9 protein-coding genes are annotated in these 17,820 nt (G+C 37.5%); 1 reads left to right on the top strand and 8 read right to left on the bottom strand.

What is annotated here, in order from left to right:
* Nucleotides 1–8: 8 nt before the first annotated feature.
* From PP176A_RS05920 to PP176A_RS05900, 5 genes are all read right to left on the bottom strand, one after another.
* The gene (locus PP176A_RS05920) at nucleotides 9–1,475 is read right to left on the bottom strand and encodes an S-layer homology domain-containing protein (RefSeq protein ID WP_071139538.1); all 1,467 of its coding nucleotides are present in this window, start codon (nucleotides 1,473–1,475) and stop codon (nucleotides 9–11) included.
* Nucleotides 1,476–1,490: 15 nt separating this feature from the next.
* Nucleotides 1,491–3,218 carry a hypothetical protein gene (locus tag PP176A_RS05915; RefSeq protein WP_071139537.1) on the bottom strand — a complete coding sequence of 576 codons (1,728 nt, stop codon included), beginning with the start codon at nucleotides 3,216–3,218 and terminating at the stop codon, nucleotides 1,491–1,493.
* A gap of 34 nt (nucleotides 3,219–3,252) precedes the next feature.
* Entirely contained in the window at nucleotides 3,253–9,486 is a 6,234-nt protein-coding gene (locus PP176A_RS05910) for an IPT/TIG domain-containing protein (RefSeq protein ID WP_071139536.1), read from the bottom strand.
* Nucleotides 9,487–9,642: 156 nt separating this feature from the next.
* Nucleotides 9,643–10,605 carry an Rpn family recombination-promoting nuclease/putative transposase gene (locus tag PP176A_RS05905; protein WP_234958852.1) on the bottom strand — a complete coding sequence of 321 codons (963 nt, stop codon included), beginning with the start codon at nucleotides 10,603–10,605 and terminating at the stop codon, nucleotides 9,643–9,645.
* A 149-nt stretch (nucleotides 10,606–10,754) separates the two neighbouring features.
* Nucleotides 10,755–12,755: a chitobiase/beta-hexosaminidase C-terminal domain-containing protein gene (locus PP176A_RS05900; RefSeq protein WP_071139534.1), complete on the bottom strand. Its 2,001-nt coding sequence runs from the start codon at nucleotides 12,753–12,755 to the stop codon at nucleotides 10,755–10,757.
* 201 nt (nucleotides 12,756–12,956) lie between these two features.
* Between PP176A_RS05900 and PP176A_RS05895 the strand changes: the two genes are divergently transcribed.
* Nucleotides 12,957–13,796 (top strand): WD40/YVTN/BNR-like repeat-containing protein, encoded by an 840-nt coding sequence (locus PP176A_RS05895; protein WP_071139533.1) that lies wholly within the window; start codon nucleotides 12,957–12,959, stop codon nucleotides 13,794–13,796.
* A 64-nt stretch (nucleotides 13,797–13,860) separates the two neighbouring features.
* Here the strand turns inward: PP176A_RS05895 and PP176A_RS05890 are convergent, their stop codons facing one another.
* Genes PP176A_RS05890 through PP176A_RS05880 form a run of 3 tightly spaced genes read right to left on the bottom strand, consistent with a single transcriptional unit; the run spans nucleotide 13,861 to nucleotide 17,820 of the window.
* On the bottom strand, nucleotides 13,861–14,625 hold the full coding sequence (locus PP176A_RS05890) for a lysine 5,6-aminomutase subunit beta (RefSeq protein ID WP_071139532.1): 765 nt from the start codon (nucleotides 14,623–14,625) through the stop codon (nucleotides 13,861–13,863).
* On the bottom strand, nucleotides 14,622–16,181 hold the full coding sequence (locus tag PP176A_RS05885) for a lysine 5,6-aminomutase subunit alpha (RefSeq protein WP_071139605.1): 1,560 nt from the start codon (nucleotides 16,179–16,181) through the stop codon (nucleotides 14,622–14,624). Before PP176A_RS05885 ends, PP176A_RS05890 begins: the two co-directional genes overlap by 4 nt.
* A gap of 16 nt (nucleotides 16,182–16,197) precedes the next feature.
* Nucleotides 16,198–17,820 (bottom strand): lysine 5,6-aminomutase reactivase ATPase KamC, encoded by a 1,623-nt coding sequence (locus tag PP176A_RS05880; protein ID WP_071139531.1) that lies wholly within the window; start codon nucleotides 17,818–17,820, stop codon nucleotides 16,198–16,200.

The following is a 17,820-nucleotide window of genomic DNA, read 5'->3' as shown; positions in this document are numbered from 1 at the left end:
TTAGGCTTTTAATTGTTGAGTATATTTTCCCTGTAATCATATTTCAAATTGTTTTGAAGATAGTTGATGAAATTAACCAATAGTTCTGCTGCTTCTCCTTTGGTTATTTCTTTGTTGGGGTAAAAATATCCTCCTCTTTCTATTATACCAAGTTCTTTCGCTACATAAATAGAATCTTTTGCCCATAAAGGAATATTTTTATCATCGGTATATCCTGTATAGTAATTTCCAATGGGTGCAAGGCTTTTAAATCCCAGAAGCCTTATGATGATGGTTGTCGCTTCTGCTTTTGTAAGAGCTCTGTTGGGATCAAATCTGCCCTTCCCCACGCCTTCCATTATTCCTCTTTTGGTTACCCCTTCAATATAAGGATAATAGGTGTGAGTTTTCCCCACATCCGTATAAGTGGGAACTTTTACAGCCTGATTTTTCTTTCTTCTTGATGAAGTGGTTTCTTCTTCCTTTTCAGGTTCAACTCCCATGGAGAGGCATATGGCCTTGGCAAATTCTCCCCTGCTCATGGGTGAATCGGGTCCTAAGGAAGTACTGTTTAAGGGAAAAGCTCCCATACTGGCAAGAAGAAGAATTGCATCTTCATAAGGATGCCCTTCTACATCTCTCACTTCGGGTATGTTAAGCCTCGTGATAATGGGGTTCGTATCAAGGGAGAAGCTGTTTGTTCCTGTATTTCTCCCTTTAGATACGGCATTATTTTTGATATTGGGAAGATCATAGGAATATTTCAGGACATTCTCCTCCTTTTCGGTGATCCTGTATCCTCCCGAAAAACTTATCTGTTTTACCGGATTTTCCCCGTAGGCATAATCCTTTGTTCTGTTGTAGGAGGTTTCGATTGTTGCGCTTCCTCCCCACTTAATGCCGGCTGCTTCTTTGTTTTCATAATTTACCGTCATATGAACTGTCTGGGTTTCCGTTGCTGACCAAGGGCTGTCGTACCCCACAAGACTTCCCGTGGTTTCCACATTGACTACTTCGTTGCTTTTATCCACCACATATGTCTTCCTTCCCGACCAGTCTCCCGCATAATAGCTGTTCAAAGGAGTATCGGTGGATATACTTCCCTGATTCCACTGGTAAGCATCATCTTTGGCTTCATATTTTTTATCTCCTATTTCTATTGTTTCCTTATAGGAGTCCAATGTTTTGGAGGAAGATGTCTGACCTCCGTTTGAAGTTAATGTTTCCGTCATTTTGATTGTTCGCGAAAGCTCCGCATCTTTGGCAATATTTTTAAGTTTATATGTATACTGCTCGCTTATCGTATTGTCCTTTTCCTTTGTCTTTACAGTGAGAGTGCCTTCCATGACTATAGGTTCTCCCGTAACAAATATGACTTCCTTATAGGTGTTTTCATTTTGTATTCCCCCTTCGTAGCCCGGGACATTGATGGCAAAGGACTGAAGAGGAATGATGATAATCAGTATTATGGATATAACAGATATAATTTTTTTCATTGTCTTTCCCTTTCTTTAATCTTCTACCAGAAGGACATATACTCCGTCCTGAGAAGTTGATTTGTTTCTGATTATATATACCGTATTTTTTTCGCTGAGCTTGTACAATTCATCATTTTTCAGCGGTTTATCATTGAGAAGAACCAATGTTTTATTCAGGCTTATACTTTCATCCGACGTACTTTCCCATTGATTGTTCAGGGTATTGTAATTTTTCATCTTGGTTATCTTAATGGTGTTATTGTCATAATCCACACTCTTTATTTCTCCTATGGAGGAATAATCCAAGGTAACATTTTGTCTGTATTGAGATAATTGAGGAGTGATGTTCATTCCAAGCACTTCTTTGCCGTAAGGTGATTCCTTAACAACAAAATAAGCGATTTTCCCTTTATAGAAGTTGTTTTTGATTCTGTCTCTCAATGTTTTATCTTCAACATCATTTAAATCTATATATCGGGAAGAAATAAATCCGTCCGTTGGAACGGTAAGCCTCAAATCACTGTCATATATATACGTATCTTCCGTAACGGTGAACCTTTCTCCTTCGGACATTTCCTTCCATCTGTTGTCATCAAGAAGCATATAATCAAGCCTGTAGTTGATATTTCCTATTTTCACCTGATAGTCATATATATCCTCTATCTTTCCTCTGTACACCAATATCTTGGTATCATCAGCCCTGTCGTTCAGTATCCCTGTTCCCTGAACGAATACCAGAGACGTCAATTTATTCCCTGAAGAAAATTCTCCGTAAAGGGACACGTCCTGCCCCCTGTTCATGTTCAAAGGATCTATAAGCCTGTTGTCCTTGATTGCTATGGTTCCCTGGTTGAAATACAGCGAATTGTTATCCACTACCATTCTCCCTGTTCCGTATTCTATGCTTTTTATCTTGTCCGTATATTGGAAGGAAGAGCCTTCTTTTACTAAAAGCTTAGATGCGGTCATCTCCCCGAAGCTCTTTTCAAAGGCAATGTATACTTCCTTTTTCCCCTTTGCTTTTAAGCTTTTGAGAGAAATCTTTTCTCCTTTATAGTAGATTTCATCGTTTTGAATTTTTAATTTCAGGCTGTAGGATGAATTCTTGTCCCATTTTCCGTTGTTATAGATGCTGACTTCATTTAACTGGATGTCCTTCTTGTTTTCATCTAAGAATTCAATTTTCCCTTTCAGTACTCCTTCTATATGCTTTTCTTCATCTTCTATTGATATCTGAGAAACGTTTGAAGAATATATATCGTCAAAGGTAAGAAGTACCTTATCCCCTTCTTTGATCCTTGACAGCCCTGTTTCTTCTCCTTTTTTATATACCTCGGTGGAAGATGTCAGGGCATATTTTTCTCTTCCCCTTTCTCCTTTGATTTCAATGGACTTGTTGTCTATGGAAAAAACCTCTCCCCGTCTGAACCTGCTTCCGGGAACAATATAACCCTGTCTGTCCGGTTCTATTTGTAAAGATGCATTTATCTTTAATGCCCTGTTTCCCGATAATGACACCTCCACATACTGGCCGAAGTACAAATCCTTAAGACCCGATTCTTTCCCCTCCGTAAGGATATCCGTGTTTTTATCAATATAAGCCCGGTGGATATTGTTTTGAAAATCCAAGACGGTGACGGAATTGTTTTTTAAGTCTATATATTGAATTGTGCCGGACACGGTAGACACGGCAAAGGCCGTGCTGATACATGTCATTATTAATAGTATAAAAATTACTGTTGATATTAATCTTTTGTTCATAAATATTCAGGCAGATGCCTTCCCTCCCTTCTTTTTATCTGTCGCACAGGAGAATATATTTTCCTTCTTCCTTTATACTCCCGCTTTCCGTATTTTTTACATACTGTCCTGTATTTTTGTCCAGTACTGCCATGTACACATTTCTCGCATTTGAATAGCCGGCAGCATTAAGATTCATATTTATCTTTCCGCTTTTCATCAATGTATTTATCTCTAAAATATCCTTGCCATACTGAAAATCAAAGGATATATCGTAGGACTTGGATGCGGCTTTTTTATTCCTCGGAACATGGGATTCATTTGCCCTTACAATATTTATCCTTACATAGGAGTCCTCGTCTCCCTTATCTTTCTTGCTCACTTCAAGGGTATACATTGCCTTTGGATTAATCATAAGGTTTAATGTGCCGTCTTTAATGGTAATTTGGGAATCGTTCCTTGCCAGTGATAAAGGTACCGCTATAGTAAATTTATTTAAATTTTTGTATTTAGATAAGGAGAGATCTATCGAACCTACTCCTCCTCTTATTTCATCCGAACCCACAATCCTTAGGAGGCTGCCGTTTGAAATTTCTTCTTTGCCTTTCTCTTCAAGTTCCTTTTTTTCCTTTTCAAGCTGTTCTTCTTTTTCTTTAAGTTTTTCATCCTCATGTAAAGTTAAAGTTTTCACTTTAACCGTTGCAAAATCTATTGCCCCTCCGTATTGGTTCAAAGCCCTTACCATGAAGGTATATGACGTATTAACTTTTAATCCCTTGACTAAGAATTCCGCTTCCGTCGTATCTCCCACTAAAGCATATTCCGCATCTCCGTCTTCTTTTCCGTATATTTCGTATCGAGTGGCTTTGTTTAAAATATCTTCGTCGGACTTCGACCATATAAGTTTGACTGTGGACTCGTATCCGGGTATGCCTTCCAGTACAAAGGGTTTTAATGGTATAGGCTTTTCATAAGTAAACCTGTCGTAAGGGTCCGAAACTCCGCCGTCTGGGTTTACTATTATCAGGTGAGTATTCTCCAAATCGGCAGCTTCTTGGAATTTCACCTTCAATACCTTGTCCCCCTCAACTGTAACGGAAGCTGCCGGTATTCCGCCTACTACATATACTTCCCTGTTTTTACCTGTGGAATCCACTCCTATGATTCCCTCTCCGGTGACTTCCATATCTTTTGTCAAATCATCTTTATCTAAAATCTTTCCTCCTACGATTACCTTTGCTCCCGATTGAAACATATTTCCCGTAATTGTAACTTCCGTATCGGTATCGTTGGTAAATATTTTGTTAGGACTGACTGTTGATATGGTGGGCTTGCTTATATAAGTAAAGGAAATATCTCCCGAAGTCAATGATCCGTCAGGGTTTTCAACTCTTACAGAGACATTGCCCAGTTTTTCACTTGACGGTGCCGTAACTTCAAGGTGTTGATAATCTATAAATTTTATATTGCCTTCATCTACTTCTTTTTCTCCGAAATATACTTTGATGCTTTCTCCTTCGTATCCTTCCATGGTCTTTCGGAAGTCGTCTCCCGTAATTTCTACTTTCGTACCTCCCGTCGCCGGCCCTTTATCCGGTGTGATCGTGTTTACTACGGGGTTTGTCTCACCTTTAGTAAATTCTATGAATATAGGAGGATTTAAGGTGTCTGAAGAAGCAACTCCGCCGTCTTTGTTCTCCACCACTACCCTGTAAAGCTTTCCTACTTCCGTTTCAGGTACAGCCGGGATGACAAAAGATAACTTAGTGGGAAGAGAATAATCTATATTTCCTTCTCCTATGGTAAGAAGATTGGATACTTTAATAACTGCCCCTTCTCTGAAGTCAGTACCGTAAACGCTGATTATACTTCCCCCGTTATAATTCACTTTCAATATCTTCGCGTTTCCGCCTATTTCTTCTCTGTATTCTTCCACAGGGTTCCTGCTGTCTCTTGTGACATTAGTAATTGCAGGAACACTGTTGGGATTTTTGTATTCAAAAGTTCCGCCGCCTTTGGCTCCGTCAGGATTTACGACAAATACGGGAACCTGACCTACTGTATAGTAACAAGGTGTAGTAACCGATATCTGAGTTTTGTTTCTGTATTCTCCGTCAGGAGCATAACCCCCTTCTGCCAATAGTCTGTTATCCTTTACTTCTGCTTTTATAAGTTCTTCATGGGGGTAATAAACTCCCTCATCGGTTTTGAAGTTATTGGTATTTATAAATATCTTTTCTCCGTTATAGTTATTGTAGGTAAAGGAATAAACTTTTTTGTTCTCTTCTATTTTCATATCAAGAGTACTGTTTACAGCATCATATTTAACTTCCAATCCGCCGTCCAATTTTACCGTTGCCCGTGACGAACGAATAACTCCGCTGTTTTCGCTTTCTCTCGGAATATTCTCATTTGTTCTGGTTCCGAATACAACTAAGGGCAGTTGTTTTTCTGTTATTTTATCCGGATTGTCCTTTTCAACTAAGGACACCTTTCCTACTTCAAATCCCGAACCGTGAATATCTATTTTCTGTCCTCCGTTTTTTATCCCCACATTGGGAACTATGGCGGAAACGGATATCGCGGATGTCAGGTAATTGAATTGGGCTTTATCTGAAATTCCGGCATCGTTGTTGACTACATATAAATCCGTGGAGCCCGAATTATTCGGAGGAACCACTACCTGCAGATAACCTGAGCTGAACTCAACTAAGTCTGCTTCCTTTGAACCGAAGTATACCTTTGGATACAAAGGATCCGTCAATCTTTCGTAGGAATCATTGTACCTGGATTTTTCCTTATCCGTTGAGGCAGAGATTCTTTCTTCTTTTCCGTCTTCATCTTTTACTATCTTAAAGTTCCTGAAATCGGAACCGAATATTTCTACTATATATCCTCCCGCCGTTGAACCTTCCTTGGGAACTACTTCCGATATCTTAGGATGGCTGGTGGGAACGACGTAAGTATATCCTCTGATGATCTTTTCTACTCCGTTATCATTTACTATCAGAGGGTTTTCATAGGATATGCTGAATGTTCCCCCGTCAGGGTTAACCGCTACTATAGGCACCGTAATCCTGTCCGTTCCCTTTTCCTTTATGTTTTCAATCGTAGGGGGAACTTTTAATTTCATCTCTCTTCCGTCGGGAGAAATGGTTATATCTTCGGCAGGCACTCTCTGCCCCCCTATAAATATCTTTGTCTTATCCGAGCCTATATCCGAAAAACCTATATTTTTATCATTAGGATCGGAAGGATCTTTCGACGGACCAATCAAAGTGATGATGTTTCCTCCGGAATCAGGTCCAGTATCAGGTACTACGTCGGCTATAACCGGCTTTGTAGCGGACGCGGCAAAATAGTAAAATCCTTTATTTATGGTTTGCTTCTTTGTGTCCGGATTGACTACCGTTACATTATAATAGCCCTCTCCTGTCCAAGGGGAATTTGACAGATTCGGCACTTTAAAGGTAAGGGTATTCGAATCTATAAACCTCACATTATTTCCTACTATTTTCCCGTCTCTGATAAGATAGGGGGTATAAGCCTGAAGCTCTAAACTGTTAAAGGATATTTTCCCGTCTTCTTGTGTGATTACATAATCATTTGCTTTGAATTCTCCTGTATTTTTATTATAAGTAATTTTATAAAGAATTCCTTCTCCTCCTTCTATGGAGAAATCATTCTTTACGTCTTTGCGCAGGGCAAAAAATTTATTGGTACTTTCGTTATAAAGTATGACGCTGTCATATCCTTCTCCCAATACTATCTTATTTTCAACGTCATTATATTCAAATATATTCCCTCCGTTGAAGGGTGTAAGTTTTATTCTGTTCTGTTCTCCTCTGTTATACTGGTTTATATCTTGATTGTCCATAAGTATTCGTGTCCCGATAAGCCTGTATATCAATCCTTCATCCACTTCGTCTATATTATTGATTACTACAGTGGGGTCCGGAGCTAAAAAGTTTTCTCCTTTAACCGTAACCAATGTATTCTCCGTGCCGGAAGAAGGGTTTATATAGGAAAGCTTCGGTTCAGTATATGTCTGGGTATAGGTAAAGGCGTAGCTTGCCAATCCTCCTTCGGGATTTACTATCTGAAGTAAGGTTTCTCCGGCTCTTGAACCTTTCGGCGCCTTGAACGTAATCGTCTTTGTATCTCCCGAAATGGTTACTCCCGGAACCAGTTTGTTTTCAATATACACTTTTGCACCGGGCCTGAAATTTGAACCTTTGACAACTACATTTTCTCCTCCGTCTATGGAAACAAGGCTGGGAGTAACACTTTCTATAACAGGAAAATTATTTTTGTCTATGAGTTCAAATTTAACTTTATCTTCAAATATCCAATCTGTAACTCCATGCTGGCTGCTCTGCCTGATGGGATTTCTTATATTTACGTTTCTGCTGTCTTTGTTTTCCACCTTAAAGCCTTCAGACCCTGCTTTAAGTTCTATAAGTATTCTGTTTCCTATTTCATTTCCCAATGTTCCGTCAACCAATTTCCCGTTATTCAGCACTTCAAATTTATATGGTTTGTATTCGCTTGCTAATCTGTTATCATTGGGATTTATGATTACCCCTCCGATTGTAACTTTGGGATAATTGATTTTTTCTGTGCCGTCTGCCGGGTCAGTGTATCTCGTAACAAGAAAATTACTTCCTTCAACGGATAAAAGGAGTCTTTCCATTGTATTGTCCAGATAAAATCCTCCGCTGTCTTCTTCAATAGGAATAATGTTAGGCACTACTTCGCTGACTTTTGGCGTCTCCGAAGGAGGATAGTATGTAAATCCGTCTTTGACCGTAACTTCCTGTTCCATTGTAGCATTAAATTCACCCGTTATATTGGTCTGTACTCTTACGATTGCATCTTCAACCTGAGTTTGATCAAGGGTAAATGTCTCCGTTCTTATTTTAAAAGTATTGGGGTCCGAGGAGTTTCCAAGCTCGGCTTTAAATCCTCCCGATTCAAAACCCAGTACCCTTCCTATATCAACTTCAATCGTTCTTTTCACCGATACGTTATATTCCTTTATCGTTCCCGACTCGTCAGGTATTTCCAGTTTACCCGAACCATAATCGATAACCACCTGTTTGTCTCCCTCGTCTACATCGGCAATAGTCGGACCGTTATTATCCGGAGTAAATCCGGGAATATTGTGGTTCACGAAATAATTTCCTTCTATCTGAACCGTAGTAGGTGTCATGGAAGGCGCTCTGTTTGGCTGTATACTGTCTATTGTCGGCTTCTGAGATATGGTGACTACCTGAAATTTTTGGGGCAGAACATACATACTCTCTATGCCGTTTTTCAAGGAATCCTTGTTTGTAAATACTACGTAATAAGGGCCTGAATTTACCTGAGGTACATTGGCCGTTATGGTAGAATCCTTGCTTTCATCCTGAGATTGAGTAATGCTTATATTCTTCATCATATTGTTTTGATTAAAACTTTTTTGGTCGTTTAAATCCTTGATAAAGTATATATCATATCCGTCAATGTTGGGGAAATTTTTTCTTGAAAAGGTGACTCTTGAGTTCGGTTCCCCCATGGTCGGAAACATGGATATGCCGTCTATTCCCAGTTCTCCTACTATTCTTACAGCATTTTTGTATATAAACGATGTTTCCAAGACATACGTATTGCTTCCTTCTCCTGCCGTTTCGGATTTTGAAACTACAATATTTCTTATTCCTCTGGGAAACTGTCCCGAAGCGGGCTCCAACTTAACCTGATTGGTACCGACAGATGTTGCTTTGGCTTCTATTCCTCCTACTGTTATTTTATAGTCTCCGCTTGTCAATTGTCCGATGTTATCTTTTCCGTTAAGTATTATGGCTTCGTTTGTCTTAACTATTGGTTTATCCACATTTAAGATTTCGGGAATACCTGATTCATGTATACCGCTGTATTTGATTTCTTTATCTTTATTTTGAGGCGGATCGCCTTCGGGAACTGTACCCTGAACCATTACGTCTGTAATATCCCATATAGGTTCAAGTTCCGCCTGAATGATAGTCTGACCTACTATGAGAGTATTCTTTGGAGATTTCCAGCCCTCATCAATTCTTATCTGAACTTTTTTGTTCTGAAAATCTGTCATAGCCGGATCTTCTATTTCTATTCTCTTTTCAGTTCGGCTGAATCCTTCATAAACATTTGTCAACGTTAATTTTTTTTCACCTGCTCCGTAGGATTTGGGAGTATCAAATATAACTCCGTTAAAGAGCATGCACCATAGTATAATATATGTAATTACAGCCTTAATCTTCTTCCTTCTCATCAGCTTCACCTCTCCGTTATTTTATAAGTTATGTAATTTATATCGACAAAATGGCTCAAATATTAACTTTATACTACTTTAATATTATAATACATAAAAAGAATAAAAAAAATAAGGAAGGCGATGTATTTTCCCTCCTTATTATACTATACCATTTTATTTTTCTATTTCTCTTTTAAGTTCCATTATTTCTTCTATTGAAAGTTCCGCTGCTTCTGCTGCTTTCTCCGGACTAAGGCCCAACTTCAGCAGATTTTGGGCTATCTTTTTCTTTCCAAGCAATAAGCCTTTTTCTATTCCTTTTTCCATTCCTTCCTTCATGCCTTTCTCCATACCTTTCTCCATACCTTTCTCCATACCTTTCTCCATACCTTTCTCCATACCTTGTTCTGTCGCTTTCCTTTCCGCATATTTAATCCTTGATATTTCATCTAATCTTGCTTTTTCCCTTGCCCATGCTATTTCTCTCATTCTATCGTCTTCACTTATTTTCCCTAAGTTTTCTACTGCGTCTTTCATGATCTCACTCCTTTCCATCAATTCTTTTATTTTCTTTTCGCTTCCTTCTTTACCCGCTTCCTTTAAAAATTCCGCCCATAATTCTATTCCGCTTAATTCTTTTATTTCTTTTTGTTTTAATTTGGGTAATTCCACAAAGTGAATCTGAAGGTCTTCCGTCAGCGGAAAATATTCGTCCTTTTCCAATATTTTAAAACTGCTGTGAAGTTTTTTACTTTCCGGAATAGCATTATAATCCGTTATGTTCACGGATATTGTTTTCTTTAAAGTAGAATAATCTTCCGATTTCTTTATTGTTTCCCCATAGATTTTCGACCAATAATATAATATCCTTTTTCTATAATTATAATCATTTTTAACCTGTACTTCTACGTTTATCAGTTCTTCTTTTTCCGTCTTTGCCTTTATGTCCAATATAGATAATTTATCATTCATAAAGTCCCTATAGTTGAATGGATTTAAATATGTTATGCTCGTTATCCTGTCCTCTCCCGCATTGACGAATATGTCATTTAACAGGGATATCAATAATTTTTTGCTTGTATTATCTTCTTTCCCGAATAAAGCCTTGAAGACAAAATCAAGCATTGGGCTTAACATCTCCAAATACATCATCCTCCATTCGCATTATTATTTCTTTATATATATTTTATCATATTATTCAGAATTTTTGTACCGGAATACCTAATAATTCAGATTAAAAAAGTAAAGCAGGATCTTTTTATATAAGTCCTGCTTTACTTTAATATCTATTCTTCTTTTTCAATTTTATATTCAAAGGAAGATATGGGGCCTGAACCATACCCGTCTCTCCAACCAAATGCTCTTATTTCCAGATCCCGTGTTACTTCTATAGGGGCTGTGTATAGAGAGCTGCCCGTGTTTGGTTCGCTGCCATCTAATGTATAGAATATACGTGCATCCGATGTGTCCGTATAAAGGTATACCTTCGTGCCTTTTTCTATTTCTCCTTCAGAGGGATTAGCATATACGGGTCCTACGGTTTTGTTGTATATATCAATTTGATCTATAGGGTTCATTTCATTGTCATATACTTCTGTAAATATATTTCTTGCCCATAAGGACATAGTATAGCTGATGGCATTCTCTACTTCGATTTTCATCCTTCCCGATAGTTTCTCTTCATAGCTCTTCCATCCTTTATCCTGAAGGGAAAAATCTCCTTCTGCCACAAGTCTCAAGTTTTCGGAATCCTCCTGATAAATACTGTAGTTTAGATTATATGAATAATCTTTATAGTCAAAACTTCCGTAATTACTGTTTAAATATTCTTCTGTTTCTCTCAATAAGTCTTCCGATATTATTTTCCCGTCTTCTATAGAAAACCTTATAGGCTCTTTATCTTCATCGGAAAATATTATTTTCCCGTTGACGATCAATCCGGATTTCACTTTTGATATTTCGGAATTAAGCCTTTTCAGATAAGCAATCTTATCGGATACCTTCCAAGAGTACATATCATCGGAATTAGGAGTAATTTCCAAATTCACTTCATTCTCATTCATATTCCCATCATAGGAAAATTCAATTTTCTTATATTTTTCAAGGTTTCTTATCAATGCATCTACCAAATAAGATATATCCACTCTGTAATCCTTTTTCAGATTACTCTTGGAAAAATCAAAATCTATATTGTCTTCCGTAGTTTCAAACATAACGTAATTTTTGTAGACGGAAGAAGAATACTCATCATAATAGGGGTTTCTTATAACTCCGTACACATAAGGACTTTCCCGGTAAAGATTATTTATAATTGAATACAAATCCCAAATCCAATTCTCCACATCTCTTCTCTGAAGTTTGTTCCAATTGGAATTTTGATTTTGAGGAAAGGATACTGCCACATAAAGCCATTTTCCCATTGTTTTCTCCACTTTAATTGTAGGAGATATATTACCTAATTTATACATATAGTTATTTAAATAACTCTGAAGTGTTTCCACGGTTGATATATTCTTATAGGGAATACCCAGCCCTTCTGCTACCCACTTTCTTTCTTCCATTTCCACAAGTTTCATATCAAGGGCAATGTCTCTGCTGTTTCTGAATACAGAAAGCTTATCCAATGAGGAATATATTTTTTTATTTATAAGTACTCCGTTTGAATCTATTTCCAAAGTATTTGCTTCAGGGTTATAGCTTGGAGTTATGTAAAGAAAACCGGCAATAGAAATTATCGGCACATAAACATCATCATTATATATTAAAGGTTCTTTGTCAAATTTCAGATTTCTTCCGTCCAATATTACAGACACATCCCCAAAATAAACGGAAATATTTTTTTCCGTTTTAATTACGGGAAATTCATCTTCCGATATATATTTCTTATCATTTTCAATGCTTTCCAATTCCTTATCTATATTCTTGACTCTTTTCTCTTTATTTTCTATTTCATATCCCTTTATAAAGGATGAAAGTTCTTTTGAATTTTCAGATGTATTTAATTTTCCATTTGAATTCAGGTATACGGTTCGATGATTAGAACTGAAAGTCACCCTCATTTCCAACCCTTTCCCAACTTCTCCTAAGGGTACCCATATTTCTCCTTCATATATAAAGGGTTCTTTGGTAGTTGATATTTTTTTACCTTCCACCGATATCCCCATTCCTGCCAATCCTACATCAATATTATTCGTATATCCTTTTGCTTCCGTTTTCCGAGGAACCATTATAAGGATCATACTAAATAATATTATAAATGCAATAACTCTTTCTTTAACGGTTTTCAAAAAAAGCACCTCCTTGATATTCTACTATTTTTATCGGCACAAAAATATTTTCCCTGAAGGATTTGTTTATACAGATTTGTAACTCATTTGTAACCGAGATGTAACTACTTTTATAATCAAATTATATAAAATAATAGTCAAAAGGGTTATGGGTTTATAAATAAAAAATATAAAAATTTCAATAAGTAAGGAGAGAACAATTTGAAAAAATTGAGTTTATTTATTTTAATATTTTTGACCGCTGAGTGTGTCTTAGGCAGATCTCCTACACCGGACAACAAAAAGACCATTGATAACATAGGACTGCTGGATGAAAGTAATTCCTATTCTGTTGATGATAATGGAAATGTGACCGTTTCATATCACAACGGTAAAGATAAATCTAAGGTACCTTTGGCCTCTGAAATTAAAGAATATGAAGCCGCATTCTATGTATCGGAAGAAAAAACCGCTATCGCCTATAGAAACGGAGAAGAAGAATCACAAATCCAAGTACTCACAAGCGATAATATGGGAAAGACATGGAACCCCTACTCTGTTTTGGGAGAATCGGTATATTCACCGGAATTTATTGGTTTTACAACCCAGAATGACGGATACCTTGTTACCGTAAGCGGCCCAGCCATGGGAAATGAAAAAAATCATATATTTTTGACTTCTGACGGCGGAAAAACATGGCATGAAATCGGCAATACCAATGAGGTCTATCCGCGAGTAGTTACAGGCGCCTTCTTTATCAATGATAAAATCGGCTTTCTCTCCTTCCGTTACGACGGCTACGATACTCCGGACCCGGTTCTTCTGCGCACTGATGACGCAGGAAAGACTTGGACAAAATGTGATATTTTAATCCCCGATATATATAAGTCAACCACAGATTATGCCACTGCCCTATCGCCTGTTTTTAACGGAAAAAACGGAGTACTGCCCGTCAGACTTCAAAACAATAACGGAAACGGAGATCCTATTTATACACTTATACATTATATTTCTTCGGATTACGGCAAAACATGGAAATTTGTAAGTGACGACATAGAATAGAAAAATCGCAGGGACGGTTCTTTTTGTTTGATTTTTCAAACAAAAAGAACCGTCCCTGCGATTATTAAGCTTCTACCAACTTTCTGTTTACTATTTCCGTGACTACAAAGCTGGCTACATCTTCCGCATAGCTGCCGGAGCCAAAGCCTGCGTCATAACCTAATTCCTTTGCAAGTTCGTGAGAAATCCTCGGGCCTCCGCATACCAATATTACTTTATCTCTTATTCCCTCGGCTTCAAGAAGCTCTACGAGCTGAGTTAAATTTGGAATGTGAACGTCTTTTTGAGTTACCACCTGAGAAACAAGTATGGCATCGGCATTTGTTTCTATGGCCTTTGCTATAAGGTCTTCGTTGGGAACTTGGCTGCCCATGTTTATTGCTTCTATCCCCTCATATCTTTCCAGTCCAAAATGATGATTGTATCCCTTCATATTCATTATCGCATCTATTCCTACGGTATGAGCATCTGTTCCCGTACATGCCCCTACTATAACGATTTTCCTCTTTATATTGTCCTTAATATATCGTTCCACTTGTTCTTTTGACATCACTTCCACATCTATTTTGGGAACTTCTATCTTTGAATAATCTACCGTATGCTGGCACTTGCCGTATACTACAAAATAGGTATATCCTACGCCCAAATCCGCATGATGAACTACATTGGGTTCATTAACGCCCATCTTTTTTACCAACTGCTTTGCCGCCTCCACGGCTTCATCTCCGTCGGGAACAGGTAATGTAAACCCTAATTGGATCATGCCGTCATCCATCGTATCTCCATAGGGTCTTACTTTTGTCAAATCAACTTTCGCAACTCCCGTCATTTCCTGTCACCTCCAAGCATTAAAGAGATAAAGGGATTGAAATACCCCGAATCTTTTGTTGTCACGCCTTCAAGGCCTTTACCGCCCGTTCTTGATCTCTTGACTCCGCCGAATTTCCCCTGTTCTATTGTGGAGTAAAGCCCCTCTTTTTCTATTTGTTTTAAAAGTTTCTCTGCCTTTGCCAATACCTCTTGCGCTCTGCTCATTATTATACCGTTTTCTTTGAAGGTTATTTCGTCTCCCAGATCCTTGGCATTATTAAATATATATTTAGCATTTTCTATTGCCAAAAATCTGTCGTGAAGATGGGGAGTATGAATGGCTTCCGTCATCATTCCCAGGAGCTGGATACCCTGATGAGTCATTATGGAAATCATATTAAACATTGCATCCTGAACATGTCCTCTGAATATATTTCCCGTCATATATTTCGTAGGAGGCATATATTTTAAAGGCGCATCGGGAAATATCTCCCGTGCCATTTGAGCCTGAGCCAATTCCAAGAGAAAGCCGTCTTTTAAATAAGGATCCATTTCAAAAGCATGACCAAGCCCCATTTGTTCTTCTGGAAGGCCGGCTTTCAGTGCAAACTGTTCATTTATAAGCTGAGATGCCAATACGGTATGGGCCGCTTCTACGGCGTCGTCTGTCGTAAGATAATTATCTTCCCCGGTATTTATGATTACTCCCGAAAATCCGTTGATTACTCTCGAGAAGAACTGATCTACCAAAGTTCTCTGCATATTTATATCTCTAAAAAGTATTCCATACAGAGCATCATTGAGCATCACATCAAGCCTCTCAATAGCCCCCATGGCTGCAATTTCCGGCATACAAAGTCCGGAACAGTAATTACAAAGCCTTATGTATCTTCCTATTTCTTCTCCTACTTCATCTAAGGCTTTTCTCATAAGCTTAAAATTTGCCTGAGTAGCATATGTCCCGCCAAATCCTTCTGTTGTAGGCCCATAAGGCACATAATCAAGAAGGCTTTGTCCCGTAGTTCTGATGACTGCTATAATGTCTGCCCCCTGTTTTGCCGCTGCCTTAGCTTGTATAATATCCTCATATATATTTCCCGTAGCAACTATTACATATATATAAGGCTGAGTTCCTTCTCCCAATTCCTTTAAATATCTTTCTCTTTGTTTCCGATTTTTTCTTATCCTTTCAACTGTTTCTCGTGCTACCAAAAATACGGTATCTCTGATTTTCTCTTCAGATGCCATAGGAATTCTGGTAATATCCAATTCTCCTTTTGAAATCCTTTCCGCAATAGTCTGGGGATTATCACCGGTATTCAGCATAGCATTACCTATCCAATAAGCCGCACCTCTTCTCAACCCTCCTCCTTCTCCAATATTATCCACTATTACATTGGGAAGTGGTTTTTCAATTTCGTCAATCCCGTCTATTCCCATAAGCCTTGCTACAGTTCTTTCTGTAGATACGGTGGTATGAACATCTATAAAGCTCTGGACATCTTCGGCAATATTCCTTGCGGAATTTCTTGCACTATCAATGATTTCAGGATTAAGGTTTAGTTTACTTATCACCGCTATACAACCTCCCTTATAATTCCAATATTTTCTCCGCTTCTTTAATAATATCCTCATCTAATCCCATAAGCCTTGCTATATTTAAAGCATCTCTGGGAACTTCTTTTTTATTTTTCACTTCTATTAATCTATAATCCATATATTTATTTATCAAATCCGTTCCATCATAATTTTCCAAAGTAATTTTTAATTTCTCAAAATCTATATTTGAAAGACCTACTACTTGAAGATGTCCTATATCCTCCATATTTGCTATATTATCGTAGTGAGTAGTAATTAAGGTAATCGAATTTTTATCTTTTAAATAATTTACTACAGCTTTTGATATGGCAAATCCTTCTTCCGGATTCGTTCCTCTTGCCAATTCGTCTATAAGTATAAGTCCTTTATTTTTTGATTGTTTTACTGCCTCTTTTACCATTTGTATCTCAGAGCCAAAAGTACTCAGACCTCTATCAGTAGACTGCATATCTCCGATAGATGCATTTATAAAGTTATTAAGCCCTATCTCCATCTTTTCGGCAGGGACAAAGAGCCCGTATTGGGCCATTGCGCACAATAATCCTACAAGCTTAAGGCTTACAGTTTTCCCTCCCATATTAGCCCCTGTAATACAGGATACTCCTTCTTTTATGGAAATTGTTACAGGAGTAAATTTTAATTCTCTCTCTCTTAAGTTTTCTTCTACTTTCGGATGTCTTCCCTCTTCGATAAGGATCATGTGTTCATGAAGTATGACAGGTTTTACTCCGTTTATTTTTTCTGCAAAATGGGCTTTCCCTAAGAGGAAATCAAGTTTCCCTATTGATGCCATATTCCTAAAAATTTTCTTTTTATTTGATGCTATTTTTTGAGTCAGCATCTCTATGATTTTATATTCTTCTTCTTCTTCCTTCTCTTTTATAAAGAAAAGTTTTCTGTCAAGAAATACTATTTCTTCCGTAGATTTTACGGAGAATTTAATAGTCAAATATGTTTCGGAAACACGGGACAGATAAGGGTGAGCTTGTAGCTTTTGAACTGTTTCTTCATCATCCCTTTGAACTGTTATCGTTCCGTCGGGACGAAAGTTTAAACCTATATCTTTCTTAATTTTGTCTTTTAGGGTTGATTTTTTTATTTTTATTTCCTTTTCAATACCTTTCTTTTCTTTTCTTATTTTCAAAAGCTCTTCAGAATAAGAATCATAGATGTAAAAAGTAGGAATACCCGTTTTTTCGGGATCCAACAAATATTCCAATTCTTCCATTCTTTCGATTTTTATATCATCCCATGTTTCCACTTCATACTTATTTAAAAAATCATCTAAATCCTTTATCAGCAACACAAAAATTTTTATTTCAAAGAGTTCTATTTCTGTAAGAACGCTGCCTTCTGCTGCTCTTTCCACAGAATTTCTCAAATCTTTAACATGAATAAGTATATTTTTAATCTCATGGTAAAATTTTCTGTGTTTCAGATAACCCAAAATTTTTTCCACTTTCTCCAATTCTTCTTTTAATTCTTCTTCCTGTCCTGAAACATAAGGTCTAATCCGATCTCTGTAAATTTTTCCGTAAGGAGTAAGAACATCTATTCTTTTTAATATATATAAAAAGTCCAAGCTTTCTTCCGTATATTTATCCATAAATTCCAT

It is taken from the genome of Sporanaerobacter sp. PP17-6a (assembly GCF_900095615.1).
Lineage (GTDB): Bacteria > Bacillota > Clostridia > Tissierellales > Acidilutibacteraceae > Acidilutibacter > Acidilutibacter cellobiosedens.
Note: the sequence above shows the minus strand (reverse complement) of the source record. Positions and strands in the feature narration are given on the sequence as shown.

What these genes read in the sequence shown, in the direction of transcription:
- PP176A_RS05890 (WP_071139532.1), bottom strand. Translation starts at nt 14,625, where the DNA reads ATGACGGGAGTTGCGAAAGTTGATTTGACAAAAGTAAGACCCTATGGA.
- PP176A_RS05910 (WP_071139536.1), bottom strand. Translation starts at nt 9,486, where the DNA reads ATGAGAAGGAAGAAGATTAAGGCTGTAATTACATATATTATACTATGG.
- PP176A_RS05920 (WP_071139538.1), bottom strand. Translation starts at nt 1,475, where the DNA reads ATGAAAAAAATTATATCTGTTATATCCATAATACTGATTATCATCATT.
- PP176A_RS05905 (WP_234958852.1), bottom strand. Translation starts at nt 10,605, where the DNA reads ATGTTAAGCCCAATGCTTGATTTTGTCTTCAAGGCTTTATTCGGGAAA.
- PP176A_RS05880 (WP_071139531.1), bottom strand. Translation starts at nt 17,820, where the DNA reads ATGGAATTTATGGATAAATATACGGAAGAAAGCTTGGACTTTTTATAT.
- PP176A_RS05915 (WP_071139537.1), bottom strand. Translation starts at nt 3,218, where the DNA reads ATGAACAAAAGATTAATATCAACAGTAATTTTTATACTATTAATAATG.